Consider the following 16,576-nt stretch of genomic DNA (forward strand, 5'->3'; position numbering starts at 1 on the left):
TTAAACCAATTTCTCCCACTTGAGATTTTCTTTACTAACTGTATCTTGAATGGCGTTTGAAAACTCCCCTTTGATTTCCGCATCGATTTGATTATTAACGGAATCAATCTCTTCCTTCGTCTTTGTACCTATTTTCTCCACTTCTTTGTCAAATTTCTGAATAATCCGAGCCGTAGCTCGTTTTTTAGCTGGCACATACAAGGTTTTGATAAGTGATCTTTCTAATTTCTTCTCAATTTCGCTATAGGCTTCAAAAGAGCGTAACTGATCCATCCCCCAGTCATAAGCCCCGTGTATAGCATCCTCTACTTCTCTCACACCTGGAATATGCTTCCTAGTAAAATCATTGATACCAGAAATTCCATTACCGATGTTGTCCATTGTGTCTGAAGCAAAGTCATAAATTCCAGTACCGACATCTTCAAATAACCCCATCCTTCTTCCTCCTATTTTTCATCCGTCTGACATGCTCTTAGTTCACTAGAAAGTTGCTCAATAACTGCCTCTTGCTTTCTAGACTTTTTCTTATAGCTATCTTCTAAGTCGTCATATTTTCTTTCTAGTTCGCGTTGCCGAGTTTTAAACTCCTCTTCATTCACCATCCTATATCGGCGAATAGTCTCCACTGCAGCATCCAGCATATCCTCAGTCGCATCCGGCATTTTTGAATAAGCTGATAAAATAATAGAATGCTTTTCATCAAATCTTTGGTTTAAACCTCTATAAAAATCTCCCAAAAAATTCCACTTAGTATCCAACTCATTCTTTGATTGCCGATATTCATCGTCTATCTTGTAAAGTTCTTCTTGAGCGTCCACTAATTTAGATCTAATCTTACTCCACTTATCCATGGGCAATTAATCCTTGTAATTCTGTATCTTTCTGAACGGTTTGTTCAATTCCTGACTTAATCTTTGTCTCTAAACTTGCAAATGAAGTAGCTACCGTCTTCGCGGTCTTTTTAACAGTTCGACAATGACTATCTACCGCTTCAACAATAGTTCCATAGTTGATATTGCTTTCATTGTAAGTTTCTCGAACTTCATCTGAGAATAGGAGAAAACCGAATGGTACATCTCCGAGGCTTTTATACACGGTCAGAGCCTTATCGACTGCACTTGTCCCTTTTGCACCTATCAAATCAACCGTTGCATTAGAAGTAGTCGACAATCCGCTAGCAACAACCAGCGCCTGCTCTGAGTCCAGCGCGATGAGTTCTGCCTTGGACAAGCCATTTGGAGAAGCCGTACCGATGTCATTGACTTTAAAGCGATCTTTCTTGCTCTGTACACGTTTTAGGCCTTGATCCATATTTCTTTTCATGTTGTCCATCGCAATCGTATACTTGATATCACCAGCGACTGCCCGCAAATCCTCCATCATGTGACCGCCTGAATCAGGGATGATATACTCTTTCCCTACATAAACTCCACCAACTAGATCAGATATATTATTCAGAGGATCTTGTTTTGTCGTAATACGTGTGATGTTTCCCGTAAACTGAGCTATATCATTCTTTATCTTAGCTATGTTACTTGCGGAAGGGAGTACTAAATGAGGATTACTGATAAGTGCATTCATAACATCCGCACCTAGAGGAACATAGAGAGGTGCTGCATTATAGACAATGGTTTCCGGAGCGTTGTATTTGAGAGCGACACGCTGAGCGACATTCCCACCTAGCGAGTGCCCTGTCAAGATAACATCTTCTGGATTTAAGCCGTTCTTTTTTAGAACATCCTCATAAAACTGATAAGCCGAATCATAGTGATGCCCCGTACCAAAGGCGATACTAACTCCATCGGTCATGATTGCGTCGTTTACTAAGTCACTATTAGGGTTGGTTCCTGTAAAAGCAATGATGGTTTTTCCACTTGGCTTATCTCTAAAGGCAACCCCACTCGTCCCTGTCTCAGGATCACGGAAACTGGATAGATACTGAAAATTCTCGGGCATAATTTTATTTTCGGTATCAGAATACTTATCCAATAGCTCTCTATCTGTTGCTCCCTTAATCCTAGCCTTTTCAAATTCATAAGACAAATCCGAAGCATCTAGTGTTGGATTAGTTCCATCTAGAATAACTGATGAAGTTTTTTCACTCATATTTTTACCTCGCAGTGCTTTTTACACAAATTTATTACTCTTTCCGTAATATAACTTTAGTAACCTTCAATTAATTCTGTATGATAGTTATGACCATCTTTAATATCTAAAGTATAGCTATAAGCCTTGTTTTCAACCGTCTCATGCATAATATAAATAATCATTTTTAATTCTTTATCCTGCTCCACTCCCATGTAGGTGTTTAAAATAGGATCCGATAGAGTATAGTCAATGTCTGCACTCCCAGTTTCATAGCTATAACCTTTTCCTCCCATTTTTAATTTGGATAGACTGTCTTTATTAATCGTAAATTCTTGGAGCAGTAATGTTGGGCTTTTTATTTTGATATTCGCTGTTGGATCTTTTAATTGAATTTTACCATCTTGATAAACGACCTCACCCGTATACACAAAATTTTCACTACGCTTTTCATCTTGATCAAAACTAACTTGTTTCTCTGATATTGTGCCTGAAATCTGTCTAGTTTGAGAATTCCCATGTAAACTGATTGATTGGAGTTTATACCCACTTTCTTCATATTCGTATAAATCCTTTGAGGTAATCTGGAACCCACCTGGAAACTTATCAAACAGGTCTTCCAGATTCTCTGTCGGATAGACCTTACTTAATGCTGCAGCCTTTCCCTCAATAAATTTACGGCTACTCTTATTACTACATCCAGCTAACACCATTATTCCAAGCCCTCCTACTAACATCATCATTGCAATTTTTTTAAACATGGATTGCTCCTCCTCTCAGAATCCAAGATAGTCACTTCATTATACCAGTTTTAAGCTTCTGGTTCAATCTAAACAACCGTCAAGTTATTCAGAGGGTCTTGCTTTGTCATAATACGTGTGATATTTCCTGTGAACCTAGCCTTTTCAAATTCATAGGACAAATCCGAAGCATCAAGTGTTGGATTAGTCCCATCTAGCACTGTGTATTCTCTATAATCGCTCATTTTAATTACCTTTTAGTTTTCCAACAATACCTTCTGAATGAGAGAGCTTATCTTTTCTAAAAATGATGGAGTAGCTGTAGTTCTTTCCTGATACCGTTGGTTCAGGAATATTAATAATCATATTAGGTTGAGCATTATTTTCTAAACCTAAATAATCATTCACTTGTTCATTTTTGAGCTTATAGGTGATACTGGCAGAACCTGTCTCAAAACTATAGCCTTTCCGAACTACTTCTAGACTTTTTAAACTCGACCTTGAAATAGAGAATTCCTGCATTAAAAGTCGTGAGTGTTTTAAGTCACCTTTTTCTTTATTATTAGAAGAGCTTCCTTCCGATAAATGAAGACTGCCGTCTTTGTAGTAGATATTTCCCTTATATAACATTTCCTTTTCAATTTTCCCATCTGAATTTTCGAATGAGCTTTCTTTGGTAATTTCTCCTTTTATTTCTTTGATTTCAGAGATTCCATTTAAAACCGTTTGGTAAATTATTGTTGGTGAGTTTTCATCTTTCTTTTCAGTATCTGTTATACGAATCTGAAATCCATCCGGAAACTTTTCAAACAAGTTTTCCAGATTCTCCGTTGGATAGACCTTGCTGAGCTCTGCAGCCTTTCCCTCGATAAATCTTCGGCTACTTTTTGTAAAGCAACCTGTCAATGTCAATAGTGCCATTCCCAAAAGTACCACTGCTAGTGCTAGTTTTTTCATCATAAATTCCCCTCTTCTTTATCCGATTCAGTCTAATTAACAATAGTATACCTGTTTTTCCTCTGTTGTGCTAGCGTTTTAACGGTATGGAGAATTTTCTATTAAAGTCTCTACTTTGTTTCATCAAAAAAGCGCATCTTTTTAGATGCGCTTTTTATAATCTGATGCAATGAATCTTAGTTCAAGTGCCAGATATCTTCGTTGTACTGAGCGATTGTACGGTCAGATGAGAAGAATCCTGCTTTGGCAATGTTAACGATGACTTTATCCAACCATGCGTCACGGTCTTCGTAGTCAGCAAGCATTTGCTCTTTGACTTTGATGTAGTCTTCCAAGTCAAGGAGAGTCATGAACCAGTCTTTGTTGATCAATTCGTTGTAAAGACGTTCCAAGCGTTCTTTCTTACCTACTGCAAGAACAGCATCGCTCACGATGAAGTCAACCAATGGTTTGATAGCTTCACGAGCATAGTATTCGCTTGATTTATAAGCTGATTTTGCGTAAAGGTCGATAACAGTTTCTGAATCTTCACCAAAGATGTAGATGTTTTCGTCGCCAACCAACTCAGCGATTTCCACGTTAGCTCCGTCCATAGTACCAAGAGTCAAAGCTCCGTTCAACATGAATTTCATGTTACCAGTACCTGAAGCTTCTTTAGAAGCAAGTGAGATTTGTTCTGAGATGTCACATGCTGGGATAAGGAAGCTTGCTGCAGTAACATTGTAGTTTTCAACCATTACAACTTGCAAGTGTGGAGCTACTGCTGGATCGTTTGCAATCACTTCTGACAAGCAAAGGATCAAGTGAATGATGTCTTGAGCGATTGTGTAGGCAGGAGCTGCTTTACCACCAAAGAAGACTGTGATTGGACGAGCAGGGATGTTACCAGCCTTGATATCAAGGTATTTGTGGATCACGTACAAAGCGTTCATTTGTTGACGTTTGTACTCGTGAAGACGTTTGATTTGGATATCAAAGATAGAGTTTGTATTGATATCCACACCTTGATGTTCTTTCAAGTGACGAGCCAATTTACGTTTGTTGTGAGCCTTGATACTTTCCAATTTTTCTTTGACAGCAGCCTTGTCTTCGTATGACAAGAGTTTTTCAAGCTCATCTGCTTCATGGTGCCAACCACGGCCAATAATCTCATCCAAGTAGTGAGACAAGCTTGGGTTAGCATGCATGAGCCAACGACGGAAAGTGATACCGTTTGTTTTGTTGTTGAATTTTTCTGGATAGATGTCGTAGAAAGCTTTCAACTCTGAGTTCTTCAAGATCTCAGTGTGAAGAGCTGCAACCCCGTTTACGCTGTATCCGTAGTGGATATCCATGTGAGCCATGTGGACACGTCCACTCTCATCGATGATTTGAACAGCTGGATCTTTGTATTCTGCTTTCACACGGCGGTCCAATTCTTTGATGATTGGTACCAAGTGAGGAACCACTTCTTGCAAGAATTCAAGAGGCCATTTTTCAAGGGCTTCAGCAAGGATTGTGTGGTTAGTGTAGGCAGTCATACTACGAACGATTGAGATTGCTTCATCAAGCTCGATACCTCGCGCAGTCAAGAGACGGATCAATTCAGGAATCACCATTGATGGGTGAGTATCGTTGATTTGTACAACAGCGTAGTCTGCAAGGTCATGCAAGTTGCTTCCTTTTTCGATTGCTTCGTCGATGATCAATTGCGCACCGTTTGAAACCATGAAGTATTGTTGGAAGATACGGAGCAATTCACCTTGCTTGTCGCTATCGTCTGGGTAAAGGAAGAGAGTCAAGTTGCGAGCGATATCTGTCTTGTCAAAGTTGATACCATCTTCGATGATAGAAGAATCAACTGAATCCAAGTCAAACAAACGCAAGCGGTTTTTAGTAGCTGTCTTGTAACCAGGTACATCGATATCGTAAAGAGTAGATGTCAATGTGAAGTGTGCAAATGGCACTTGGTAGCTACGGCTTGAGCGTACCAACCAGTTTTGCTCTGTCAACCAAGCGTTAGGAATCGTTTCTTGTTGGTTGTTTTTAAGAACTTGTTGGAAAAGACCAAAGTGGTAGTTCAAACCAACACCGTCACCATTCAAACCAAGTGTAGCGATTGAGTCGATAAAGCAGGCTGCCAAACGTCCCAAACCACCGTTACCAAGTGATGGTTCCAATTCTACTTCTTCGATTTCGATCAACTCTTTACCTGCAGCAGCAAGTTCTTTTTTCACATCGTCGTAAAGACCAAGGTTAATCAAGTTGTTTGACAAGAGTTTACCGATCAAGAACTCAGCTGAGATGTAGTAAACTTTTTTCTTACCAGTGTTGACTGGTTTTTGGCTGCTAGCAAGCTTGCTGTAGTTAAGAAGAGCAAGGTAAAGCTCTTCATTGCTACATTCTGCAATGGTTTTATTGTAACGCTTTTGTACAAATTCGTTTAATGGTAACATGTTTATGTGTCTCCTGATATTGTCTTATTTCTTTAATTCTACCAAATTTTCATTGATTCGGCGATAAATTGTAGTCAAGTCAAGCAAAGTTTCTTCAACCGCTGGTGTCAATTGATCTTCAGTCATACGCCATGACCAGTTTCCGCCAAGAGTAGACGGGAAGTTCATACGAGCTGACTCATCTAGTTCTAGCAAGTCTTGCATGGTTGCAATAGCCATGAAGCTAACGGATGAAAATACTGTACGAAGCATAGCGTGTGGCACTGTTTCGTATTCTTTACGGTTAGTGTAGCGAGCCATGTACTCACGTGTCGCATCATCGATTTCATTACGGTACCAACCAAGGACCGTATTGTTGTCGTGTGTTCCTGTGTACATAACAGAGTTGGCAGGTGCCAAGTGCGGGCTATCGATACTTTCATCTTCTGGGTTGAAGGCGAATTGAAGAATCTTCATTCCTGGGAAGCCAGTGCGTTCACGCAACTCGATCACTCCATCTGTCATGAAACCAAGGTCTTCTGCGATGATGTTTAGCTCACCAAGCTCTTCCTTAACGGCTGCGAAGAGTTTGTACCCTGGACCTTTCACCCATTTACCAGGTGCTGCTGTATCGGAACCAGCAGGAATTTCCCAGTAAGATTCGAAACCGCGGAAGTGGTCGATACGAACGATATCGTAGATTTTGAAGCTTTCACGCAAACGTTCAATCCACCATTTGTAACCGTCTTTGTCCATTGCTTCCCAGTCATAGATTGGGTTGCCCCAAAGCTGACCAGTTGCAGAAAACTCATCTGGTGGGCATCCTGCAATGCAAGTTGCTTTACCATTGGCATCTGTCTTGAAGAGGTGTGGATTTGCCCACATGTCGCTTGAATCTTCCGCTACGTAGATAGGCATGTCCCCAACGATTTCGATGTGGTTATCGTTAGCGTAAGCTTTCAATTTCAACCATTGTTGGAAGAAGAAGTATTGAGTCACACGGTGGTAAACCAACTTGTCTGCCAATTTCTCACGGTAGCTTTCAAGCGCTGAAGCTTTACGGGCACGAGCATCTGCATCTGGCCATTCTGTCCAAGCAAGATTGTCAAAATGCTCTTTGATCGCCATATACTCAGCAAAGAGTTCAAGCCATGATTGGTTGTCTTTAGCAAACTTCTCAAAATCTTTGACATCTCCCACTTCCAAGAAGCGTTTCACTGCTTTTTCTAAAAGCGGACGACGTGCGTAGTAAATCTTCGCATAATCAACTTCAGATGCATCGCTACCAAAGTCAACACCTTTAAGATCACTGGCTTCGAGCAAGCCTTGCTCTACCAAGATATCAAGGTCGATAAAATGCGTATTTCCAGCAAAGGCCGAGAATGATTGGTATGGAGAATCTCCATAGCTTGTTGTCCCGAGAGGGAGGATTTGCCAGTAACGTTGCTTCGTACGAACCAAGAAATCAACGAAATCATAGGCAGTTTGGCCAAATGATCCAATCCCGTATGCTCCTGGCAGAGAAGAGATGTGCATCAACACACCACTTTGACGTTTTTTCATAATAGCACCTCATGTGTTTGTTATAAAACGTTGCGCAATTAAGGCGCAAACGTTTGCGTTAATTTAAGTATAACGCATTTCAAAAACAAATGCAAGCGTTTTTAAAAAATTTTTTTGAATTATTTTAATCAAACAAAACTTGTTGCCACTGATATTTTATGAAATAAGCGAAAAAATTTTAAAGATTTTCTGATTTAAGATAATTCATTCCCAATATCTGCTCTATTTTCTGAAAAACCGAGCCGAATTTACGCAATCGTTTTCCTAATATATTTTCAATTCAAAAAAAACAAACATTTTAAGTTCTTTCCTATATATGGGCTTTAACAAATGTTTGAAACCTTAAAATTTTTTTAAAAAATTTCCTAAAAACGCTTGCAACCGTTTTCTGTTTGTGCTATACTAAGTTCGTAAAAGAAAACGTTTGCGTTTTCTCATTAAATTATTTTTGTTATTCTTTAGGAGGAATACACTATGTCATCTAAATTCATGAAGAGCGCTGCTGTGCTTGGAACTGCTACTCTTGCTAGCTTACTTTTGGTAGCTTGCGGAAGCAAAACTGCTGATAAGGCTGCTGATTCTGGTTCATCTGAAGCAAAAGAAATCACTTTCTACGTTGAAGACCAATACAAAGCCTACGCTGAAAAAGTTGCTGCAGCTTATGAAAAAGAATCAGGTACAAAAGTTAACATCAAATCAGGTGACCAACTTGGTGGACTTGACAAACTTTCACTTGACAACCAATCAGGTCAAGCTGCTGACGTTATGATGGCACCATACGACCGCGTAGGTAGCCTTGGTACTGACGGACAACTTTCAGAAGTTACTTTGAGCGATGGTGCAAAAACAGATGATAAAACTAAATCTCTTGTAACAGCTGCTGACGGTAAAGTTTACGGTGCTCCTGCCGTTATTGAGTCACTTGTTATGTACTACAACAAAGACTTGCTTAAAGAAGCTCCAAAAACTTTTGCTGAATTAGAAGAACTTGCTAAAGACAGCAAATACGCTTTCGCTGGTGAAGATGGCAAAACTACTGCATTCCTAGCTGACTGGACAAACTTCTACTACGCATACGGACTTCTTGCTGGTAACGGTGGTTACGTATTCGGACAAAACGGTAAAGACGCTAAAGACATCGGTCTTGCAAACGACGGTTCTATCACTGGTGTCAACTACGCTAAATCTTGGTATGAAAAATGGCCTAAAGGTATGCAAGATACTGAAGGTGCTGCAAACTTGATCCAAACTCAATTCCAAGAAGGTAAAACAGCTGCTATCATCGACGGTCCTTGGAAAGCTCAAGCATTCAAAGATGCTAAAGTAAACTACGGTGTTGCTACTATTCCAACTCTTCCAAATGGTAAAGAATACACACCATTCGGTGGTGGTAAAGCTTGGATCATCCCATCAAGCACTAAGAACCTTGAAGCTGCACAAAAATTTGTAGACTTCCTTGTTTCAACTGAACAACAAAAAGCATTCTACGATGCAACTAACGAAATCCCAGCTAACACTGAAGCTCGTTCATACGCTGAAGGTAAAAACGATGAGTTGACAACAGCTGTTATCAAACAGTTCAAGAACGCTCAACCAATGCCAAACATTTCTCAAATGTCAGCAGTTTGGGATCCAGCTAAAACAATGCTCTTTGACGCTGTAAGTGGTAAAAAAGATGCTAAGACAGCTGCTAACGATGCTGTAACATTGATCAAAGAAACAATCAAACAAAAATTTGGTGAATAATTGAATTCGTTACAAGGGGGGAGAATACAGATCCCCCTTTGATTTTATAAATTTACGAATGATTGCAGTTGCCTATCTAGCGATTGGAGACAAACTTCAATCTCGTATCCTATGAAAGGAGTATTCATGGAAAACCAACAACCTAGCAAAGCAGCCTTGCTTTCAGTGATTCCTGGGTTAGGACAGATTTACAATAAACAAAAGGCGAAAGGTTTTATCTTCCTTGGTGTAACTATCGTATTTGTTCTTTATTTCCTAGCACTTGCAGCCCCTGAATTGCACAATTTGATCACTCTTGGTGACAAGCCAGGTCGTGATAATTCCCTCTTTATGCTGATTCGTGGTGCCTTCCATTTAATCTTTGTAGTCGTTTATGTGCTCTTTTATTTCTCAAATATTAAAGATGCACATACAATCGCAAAACGTATTAACAATGGAATTCCTGTCCCACGTACTTTTAAAGATATGATCAAAGGTATTTATGAGAATGGTTTCCCTTACCTCTTGATCATCCCATCTTACGTCGCTATGACATTTGCGATTATCTTCCCAGTTATCGTAACCTTGATGATTGCCTTTACCAACTATGACTTCCAACACTTGCCACCAAACAAATTGTTGGACTGGGTTGGTTTAACTAACTTTACAAACATCTGGAGCTTAAGTACCTTCCGTTCAGCCTTCGGTGCAGTTCTTTCTTGGACCATCATCTGGGCCTTGTCTGCTTCTACTTTGCAGATTGTGATTGGTATCTTCACCGCCATCATTGCTAACCAACCATTTATCAAAGGAAAACGTATCTTTGGTGTTATTTTCCTTCTTCCTTGGGCTGTTCCAGCCTTCATCACTATTTTGACATTCTCAAACATGTTTAACGATAGTGTCGGTGCTATCAACACCCAAGTCTTGCCTCTTTTGTCTAAGATCCTTCCTTTCCTAGATGGAGCTCTTATCCCTTGGAAAACCGATCCGACTTGGACTAAGATTGCCTTGATTATGATGCAAGGTTGGCTAGGATTCCCATACATCTACGTTTTGACTTTGGGTATCTTGCAGTCGATTCCTAACGACCTCTACGAAGCGGCTTACATCGATGGTGCCAATGCTTGGCAAAAATTCCGCAACATCACTTTCCCTATGATTTTGGCTGTTGCAGCACCAACATTGATCAGCCAATACACCTTCAACTTTAACAACTTCTCTATCATGTACCTCTTCAACGGCGGAGGTCCTGGTAGCGTTGGTGGTGGAGCCGGTTCAACTGATATCTTGATCTCATGGATTTATCGTTTGACAACAGGTACATCTCCTCAATACTCTATGGCGGCAGCTGTTACCTTGATCATCTCTATCATTGTCATCTCTATCTCTATGATCGCATTCAAGAAACTACACGCATTTGATATGGAGGACGTCTAAGATGAATAACTCAATCAAACTCAAACGTAGACTGACTCAAACCCTCACTTACCTCTACTTGATTGGTCTTTCAATCGTGATTATTTATCCACTTTTGATCACCATTATGTCAGCCTTCAAGACTGGTAACGTCGTAGCTTTTAAACTAGATGCTAACGTCGACTTTAGCTTTGCCAACTTCCAAGGGCTCTTCACTGAAACCTTGTACGGCACTTGGTACCTCAACACTTTGATTATCGCCTTGATTACCATGGCTGTTCAAACAAGTATCATCGTACTTGCTGGTTATGCCTACAGCCGTTACAACTTCTTGGCTCGTAAACAAAGTTTGGTCTTCTTCTTGATCATCCAAATGGTGCCAACTATGGCCGCTTTGACAGCCTTCTTCGTTATGGCCCTTATGTTGAATGCGCTTAACCAAAGCTGGTTCCTCATCTTCCTTTATGTTGGTGGAGGTATTCCGATGAATGCTTGGTTGATGAAAGGCTACTTCGACACAGTACCGATGTCTCTTGATGAATCAGCAAAACTAGATGGTGCAGGACACTTCCGTCGCTTCTGGCAAATTGTTCTCCCACTCGTTCGCCCAATGGTGGCTGTACAAGCGCTCTGGGCCTTCATGGGACCTTTCGGAGACTATATCCTCTCTAGTTTCTTGCTTCGTGAGAAAGAATACTTTACAGTTGCCGTTGGTCTACAGACCTTTGTCAGCAATGTGAAAAACTTGAAGATTGCCTACTTCTCAGCAGGTGCTATCCTCATCGCCCTTCCAATCTGTATTCTCTTCTTCTTCCTACAAAAGAACTTTGTTTCAGGACTTACAAGTGGTGGCGACAAGGGATAATTTATCCCCGCCACCCTTTTTCATTTTGATCTTGTTTCTAAAGTTGAAAGATTAGACACAAGACCGCAAATAGTAGCAAAATCAGCTTTTCAGTAAGCAATTTATCTACTAGACTTGAAATAAAGCACATTTCTCTATATAATAATACTCATATAGAAAACACCTTTTAGAAAGATACAAATGCTTCCATATCCATTTTCATATTTTTCAAGTATTTGGGGATTTCGTAAGCCCCTGTCAAAACGTTTCGGACTCAACTGGTTTCAGCTTCTCTTTACTAGCATTTTCCTCATCAGCTTGTCCATGATTCCAATTGCCATTCAAAACAGCTCACAGGAAACGTATCCACTGGATACCTTTATCGATAATGTCTACACTCCACTGACAGATGAAGCGATCATGGACTTGTCAGAGAATGCACAAATCGTTGATGGAAAGCTGAACTACTCAGGTACGAAGAATCAGCAGCCTTCTCTTTTGATTGGCCCGAGCCAAAGCAAAGAATTGCCAAAGGACTTGCAACTTCATTTTGATACGGAAGAACTCGTCATCAGTAAGGAAAGTAAGGAACTAATTCGCATTCGCTACCACGCGATTCAAACGGAGAGTTTCCAGAGCAAGGAAGATTTAACCCAGGCCATTTCTAAAGACTGGTACCAACAAAACCGGGTCTATATCAGTCTCTTTCTCGTTCTTGGTGCAAGCTTCCTCTTTGGATTAAATTTCTTCATTGTCTCTCTTGGGGCTAGCTTTCTCCTTTATATCACAAAAAAATCACGCCTCTTTTCATTTAAGACCTTTAAAGAGTGCTATCATTTTATCTTGAACTGTTTAGGATTACCAACTCTGATTACGCTTATTTTGGGACTTTTTGGCCAAAATATGTCAACCCTTATCACTGTACAAAACATTCTTTTTGTTCTTTATCTGGTCACTATTTTTTACAAGACACATTTCCGTGATCCAGATTACCATAAATAGGAGATTTTTATGCCCGTGACGATTAAAGATGTGGCTAAGGCAGCAGGTGTCTCACCTTCAACTGTTACCCGCGTCATTCAAAATAAATCAACGATTAGTGATGAAACCAAAAAACGAGTTCGTAAGGCTATGAAGGAACTCAACTACCATCCCAACCTCAATGCTCGCAGTCTAGTTAGCAGCTATACTCAGGTTATCGGCCTGGTGCTTCCTGATGACTCGGATGCCTTTTACCAAAATCCTTTCTTCCCATCTGTCCTTCGTGGTATCGCCCAAGTCGCGTCTGAAAACCACTACGCTATTCAGATTGCAACAGGGAAAGATGAGAAAGAACGGCTCAATGCGATTTCTCAGATGGTTTATGGCAAGCGTGTTGACGGTTTGATTTTCCTCTACGCTGAGGAAGAGGATCCTCTGGTCAAACTAGTAGCCGATGAGCAGTTCCCTTTCCTCATTCTCGGAAAATCTACTTCACCCTTTATCCCTCTTGTTGATAATGACAATGTACAAGCGGGCTTTGATGCGACAGAGTATTTCATCAAAAAAGGATGCAAACGAATTGCCTTCATCGGGGGGACAAAGCGACTCTTCGTAACGCAAGATCGTCTAACTGGCTATGAATCCGCACTCAAACAACACCAACTTCCGATTGATACCAACTTAACCTACTTTGCGACCGAATTTCTAGAAGAAAAAGGGTATCAGTTCAGTGAACTCCTGTTCAATCACGATCCGCAGATTGATGCTATCATCACAACCGATAGTCTCCTAGCAGAAGGAGTTTGTGACTACATCAGTAAGCATCAGTTAACTGTTCCTGTCTTGAGTTTCGACTCTGTCAATCCTCGACTCGATCTCGTAGCTTATGTCGATATCAATAGTCTGGAACTTGGACGTGTTTCCTTTGAAACCATTCTCCAGATCATCAACGATGCTAAAAACAATAAACAAATTTGTTACCGTCAGTTAATTGCCCACAAAATCATCGAAAAATAAAAACCAGCTCTGGAGCTGGTTTTTTCATGTCTAATTGTCTGTTTCTACGAATCGTCCTAGGATGTGGACATTTTCAGATACAGAGACAAAGGCTGTCGGATCGACCTGTTTCATGATGTGTTTAAAATCATTAAACTCTGCTCGCGTGATAACAGTAATCAAGACTGCTTTTCTCTCATGATTATAGGTTCCTTCTGCATCGTGGATCATGGTAGCCCCTCGGTGCAATTTTTTATGGATTTTTTCGATTACCTTGTCAGGATTACTGGTCACAATCATGGCCTGCATGCGTTTTTGCTTGGTAAAGACTGCGTCTGTCACACGGCTCGATACAAAAATGGTAATCATAGAGTAGAGAGCGTATTTCCAACCAAAGGTCAAACCTGCTATCAGCATAATCGTCCCATTGACCAAGAAAGAAATACTACCAACATTCCTCCCTGTTTTCTTGCGAATGGTCAGACTGACAATATCTGTACCCCCGCTAGAAATATTGTTACGGAGTGCAAAACCAATCCCCAATCCCATGACAACACCCCCAAAAAGGGCATTGATAATGGGATCCTCTGTCAGCGTCACAACGGGCACAAGCTGGATAAAAAGGGAACTCATGGATACCGTGATAAAGGTAAAGACCGTAAATTTATGTCCAATCTGATACCAAGCCAAGACCATCAAAGGGAAATTAATGGCGTAAAAGGTTAGCGAAATCGGAATATGAAAACCAAACCAGTGATTACTCAAGGCAGAGACAATCTGCGCCAGACCTGTCGCACCACTCGAATACACATGCCCTGGTTGAAAAAAGAAATTGACCGCTACTGCTGATAAAAAACCATAGACCAGAGAAGCCGAGATTTTCTCATCATATTTTTCCCGAGAGATGCTTTGTAAGACACGTAAAATTTTTATCTGATAAGCAAAGCGGCGCAGATAATAGCGCCACCGCTTAGTTCGTTTCGCTTGTTTCATTCTTCTACTTGTAAGCTGAGTTCCTCTAGTTGTTTGAGAGCGACTGTTGATGGAGCTTGTGTCATTGGATCAGTTGCCTTGTTGTTCTTAGGAAAAGCAATGACTTCACGGATGTTTTCTTCTCCTGCTAAGAGCATGACAAAACGGTCAAGCCCGATAGCCAAACCACCGTGTGGTGGGAAACCATAGTCCATGGCTTCAAGAAGGAAACCAAACTGGTCATTGGCTTCTTCCGCTGAGAAACCAAGAGCCTGGAACATGCGTTCTTGAAGGTCTTTTTGGTTGATACGAAGGCTACCACCACCCAGCTCATAACCGTTCAAGACGATATCATAGGCAATGGCACGAACTTTAGCTAAATCACCTTCTAGTTCGTGAGCTGTCTCTTCCTGTGGAAGAGTGAACGGATGGTGGGCGCTCATGTAACGACCTTCTTCTTCAGACCATTCAAACATCGGCCAGTCAACAACCCAGAGGAAGTTAAATTTGTCGCTATCAATCAAGCCAAGCTCTTTGGCAATACGTCCACGAAGGGCACCTAGTGTTGCATTGGCCACCTCAAGCGTATCTGCTACAAAGAGAACCAAGTCCTTATCTTCAAGACCAAGGGCATTTGTCAAATCTGCTTGAATGCCAGTCAAGAACTTAGCAACTGGTCCGTTTAATTCTCCATCCACAATCTTGACCCAAGCAAGTCCTTTGGCACCGTACTGCTTGGCTACTTCGGTCATCTTGTCGATGTCTTTACGCGAATAGTTGTCCGCAGCGCCTTTAACGACAATGGCTTTAACAGCGGGTGCTTCTGAGAAAACTTTGAAGTCAACACCTTTGACCACTTCTGTCAAGTCTTGAAGCAACATGTCAAAACGGGTATCTGGCTTGTCAGAACCATAAAGAGCCATAGCATCGTCATACTTCATACGAGGGAATGGAAGCGTCACTTCGATGCCTTTTGTTTCTTTCATCACGCGCGCAATCAATCCTTCTGTAATATCTTGGATTTCTTGCTCAGTAAGGAAGGAAGTTTCCAAGTCGACCTGAGTAAATTCAGGCTGGCGGTCTCCACGCAAGTCTTCGTCACGAAAACATTTGACGATTTGGTAGTAACGGTCAAATCCAGCATTCATCAACAACTGTTTGGTAATCTGTGGACTTTGAGGAAGAGCGTAGAAATGACCTTTATTAACACGAGATGGCACCAAATAGTCACGTGCCCCTTCTGGTGTCGACTTAGAAAGGAAAGGCGTTTCCACATCGATAAACTCCAACTCATCCAAGTAGTTTCGGATAGAGTGGGTCACCTTAGCACGAAGTTTAAGGTTTTCCAACATTTCTGGACGACGAAGGTCAAGGTAACGGTAACGTAGACGCGTATCATCATTTGCCTCAATGCCATCCTTGATTTCAAAAGGTGTTGTTTTAGCTGTATTAAGCACTGTCAAAGCTGTCACGTTTAACTCAACTGCACCAGTCGCCAACTTGTCATTTGCCTGCTCACGCGCAGCGACCTGTCCAGTCACCTCGATAACAAATTCACTACGAAGGTTTTCAGCTGTTGCCATAACCTCTGCAGATACTTTTTCAGGGTTGATAACCAACTGCATAATCCCTTCACGGTCACGAAGGTCGATAAAGATCAAACCGCCCAAGTCACGACGACGGCCAACCCATCCTTTCAAGGTAATTTCTTGTCCGATGTGTTCCTCACGAACACGACCAGCATACATACTACGTTTCATTTTTTCTCTCCTCTTTTATTCTGTTACTATTTTACCATAAAAGCGCAGGCTCTTCATGAAAATCAGCAGAAAAGTTTGCCAGTCTTTAAAAATCAAGTGAAGAGCTAAAAAATCGTGACA

15 protein-coding genes are annotated in these 16,576 nt (G+C 41.0%); 5 read left to right on the forward strand and 10 right to left on the reverse strand.

Annotated features, from left to right (window positions below; genetic code table 11):
• The 8 genes from K1I97_RS05795 to malQ form a co-directional block, all read right to left on the reverse strand.
• The gene (locus K1I97_RS05795; RefSeq protein WP_125827618.1) at positions 1 to 435 is read right to left on the reverse strand and encodes a hypothetical protein; all 435 of its coding nucleotides are present in this window, start codon (positions 433 to 435) and stop codon (positions 1 to 3) included.
• An 11-nt stretch (positions 436 to 446) separates the two neighbouring features.
• The gene (locus K1I97_RS05800) at positions 447 to 851 is read right to left on the reverse strand and encodes a hypothetical protein (RefSeq protein WP_125827617.1); all 405 of its coding nucleotides are present in this window, start codon (positions 849 to 851) and stop codon (positions 447 to 449) included.
• The gene (locus tag K1I97_RS05805; RefSeq protein ID WP_125827616.1) at positions 844 to 2,106 is read right to left on the reverse strand and encodes a hypothetical protein; all 1,263 of its coding nucleotides are present in this window, start codon (positions 2,104 to 2,106) and stop codon (positions 844 to 846) included. The genes K1I97_RS05800 and K1I97_RS05805 overlap by 8 nt, the downstream gene beginning before the upstream one ends.
• A gap of 56 nt (positions 2,107 to 2,162) precedes the next feature.
• Entirely contained in the window at positions 2,163 to 2,846 is a 684-nt protein-coding gene (locus tag K1I97_RS05810; protein ID WP_185756565.1) for a hypothetical protein, read from the reverse strand.
• 68 nt (positions 2,847 to 2,914) lie between these two features.
• Positions 2,915 to 3,070 carry a hypothetical protein gene (locus K1I97_RS05815; RefSeq protein ID WP_223331890.1) on the reverse strand — a complete coding sequence of 52 codons (156 nt, stop codon included), beginning with the start codon at positions 3,068 to 3,070 and terminating at the stop codon, positions 2,915 to 2,917.
• A 1-nt stretch (position 3,071) separates the two neighbouring features.
• Positions 3,072 to 3,785: a hypothetical protein gene (locus tag K1I97_RS05820; RefSeq protein ID WP_223331889.1), complete on the reverse strand. Its 714-nt coding sequence runs from the start codon at positions 3,783 to 3,785 to the stop codon at positions 3,072 to 3,074.
• Between the two features lie 173 nt (positions 3,786 to 3,958).
• Positions 3,959 to 6,217, reverse strand: a complete 2,259-nt coding sequence (glgP, locus tag K1I97_RS05825; RefSeq protein ID WP_223331888.1) for a glycogen/starch/alpha-glucan family phosphorylase — start codon at positions 6,215 to 6,217, stop codon at positions 3,959 to 3,961.
• A gap of 24 nt (positions 6,218 to 6,241) precedes the next feature.
• The gene (malQ, locus tag K1I97_RS05830; RefSeq protein WP_223331887.1) at positions 6,242 to 7,759 is read right to left on the reverse strand and encodes a 4-alpha-glucanotransferase; all 1,518 of its coding nucleotides are present in this window, start codon (positions 7,757 to 7,759) and stop codon (positions 6,242 to 6,244) included.
• A 474-nt stretch (positions 7,760 to 8,233) separates the two neighbouring features.
• Between malQ and K1I97_RS05835 the strand changes: the two genes are divergently transcribed.
• The 5 genes from K1I97_RS05835 to K1I97_RS05855 all read left to right on the forward strand — a co-directional run bounded on the left by K1I97_RS05835 (position 8,234) and on the right by K1I97_RS05855 (position 13,745).
• Positions 8,234 to 9,505, forward strand: a complete 1,272-nt coding sequence (locus K1I97_RS05835) for an extracellular solute-binding protein (RefSeq protein ID WP_000095458.1) — start codon at positions 8,234 to 8,236, stop codon at positions 9,503 to 9,505.
• Positions 9,506 to 9,631: 126 nt separating this feature from the next.
• The gene (locus K1I97_RS05840; RefSeq protein WP_223331886.1) at positions 9,632 to 10,924 is read left to right on the forward strand and encodes a carbohydrate ABC transporter permease; all 1,293 of its coding nucleotides are present in this window, start codon (positions 9,632 to 9,634) and stop codon (positions 10,922 to 10,924) included.
• 1 nt (position 10,925) lies between these two features.
• The gene (locus tag K1I97_RS05845) at positions 10,926 to 11,768 is read left to right on the forward strand and encodes a sugar ABC transporter permease (RefSeq protein WP_001065656.1); all 843 of its coding nucleotides are present in this window, start codon (positions 10,926 to 10,928) and stop codon (positions 11,766 to 11,768) included.
• A 180-nt stretch (positions 11,769 to 11,948) separates the two neighbouring features.
• On the forward strand, positions 11,949 to 12,749 hold the full coding sequence (locus K1I97_RS05850; protein ID WP_223331885.1) for a DUF1189 domain-containing protein: 801 nt from the start codon (positions 11,949 to 11,951) through the stop codon (positions 12,747 to 12,749).
• Between the two features lie 9 nt (positions 12,750 to 12,758).
• Positions 12,759 to 13,745 carry a LacI family DNA-binding transcriptional regulator gene (locus tag K1I97_RS05855; RefSeq protein WP_223331884.1) on the forward strand — a complete coding sequence of 329 codons (987 nt, stop codon included), beginning with the start codon at positions 12,759 to 12,761 and terminating at the stop codon, positions 13,743 to 13,745.
• Between the two features lie 30 nt (positions 13,746 to 13,775).
• On the opposite strand, the gene K1I97_RS05860 is transcribed toward K1I97_RS05855, so the two are convergent.
• A complete protein-coding gene (locus K1I97_RS05860) occupies positions 13,776 to 14,717 on the reverse strand; it encodes a YitT family protein (RefSeq protein WP_223331883.1) in 942 nt (313 codons plus the stop codon).
• Positions 14,714 to 16,456, reverse strand: coding sequence for an aspartate--tRNA ligase (gene aspS / locus K1I97_RS05865; RefSeq protein WP_223331882.1), 1,743 nt, complete (start codon positions 16,454 to 16,456; stop codon positions 14,714 to 14,716). The genes K1I97_RS05860 and aspS overlap by 4 nt, the downstream gene beginning before the upstream one ends.
• Positions 16,457 to 16,576: the final 120 nt, after the last annotated feature.

It is taken from the genome of Streptococcus oralis (assembly GCF_019929345.1).
Lineage (GTDB): Bacteria > Bacillota > Bacilli > Lactobacillales > Streptococcaceae > Streptococcus.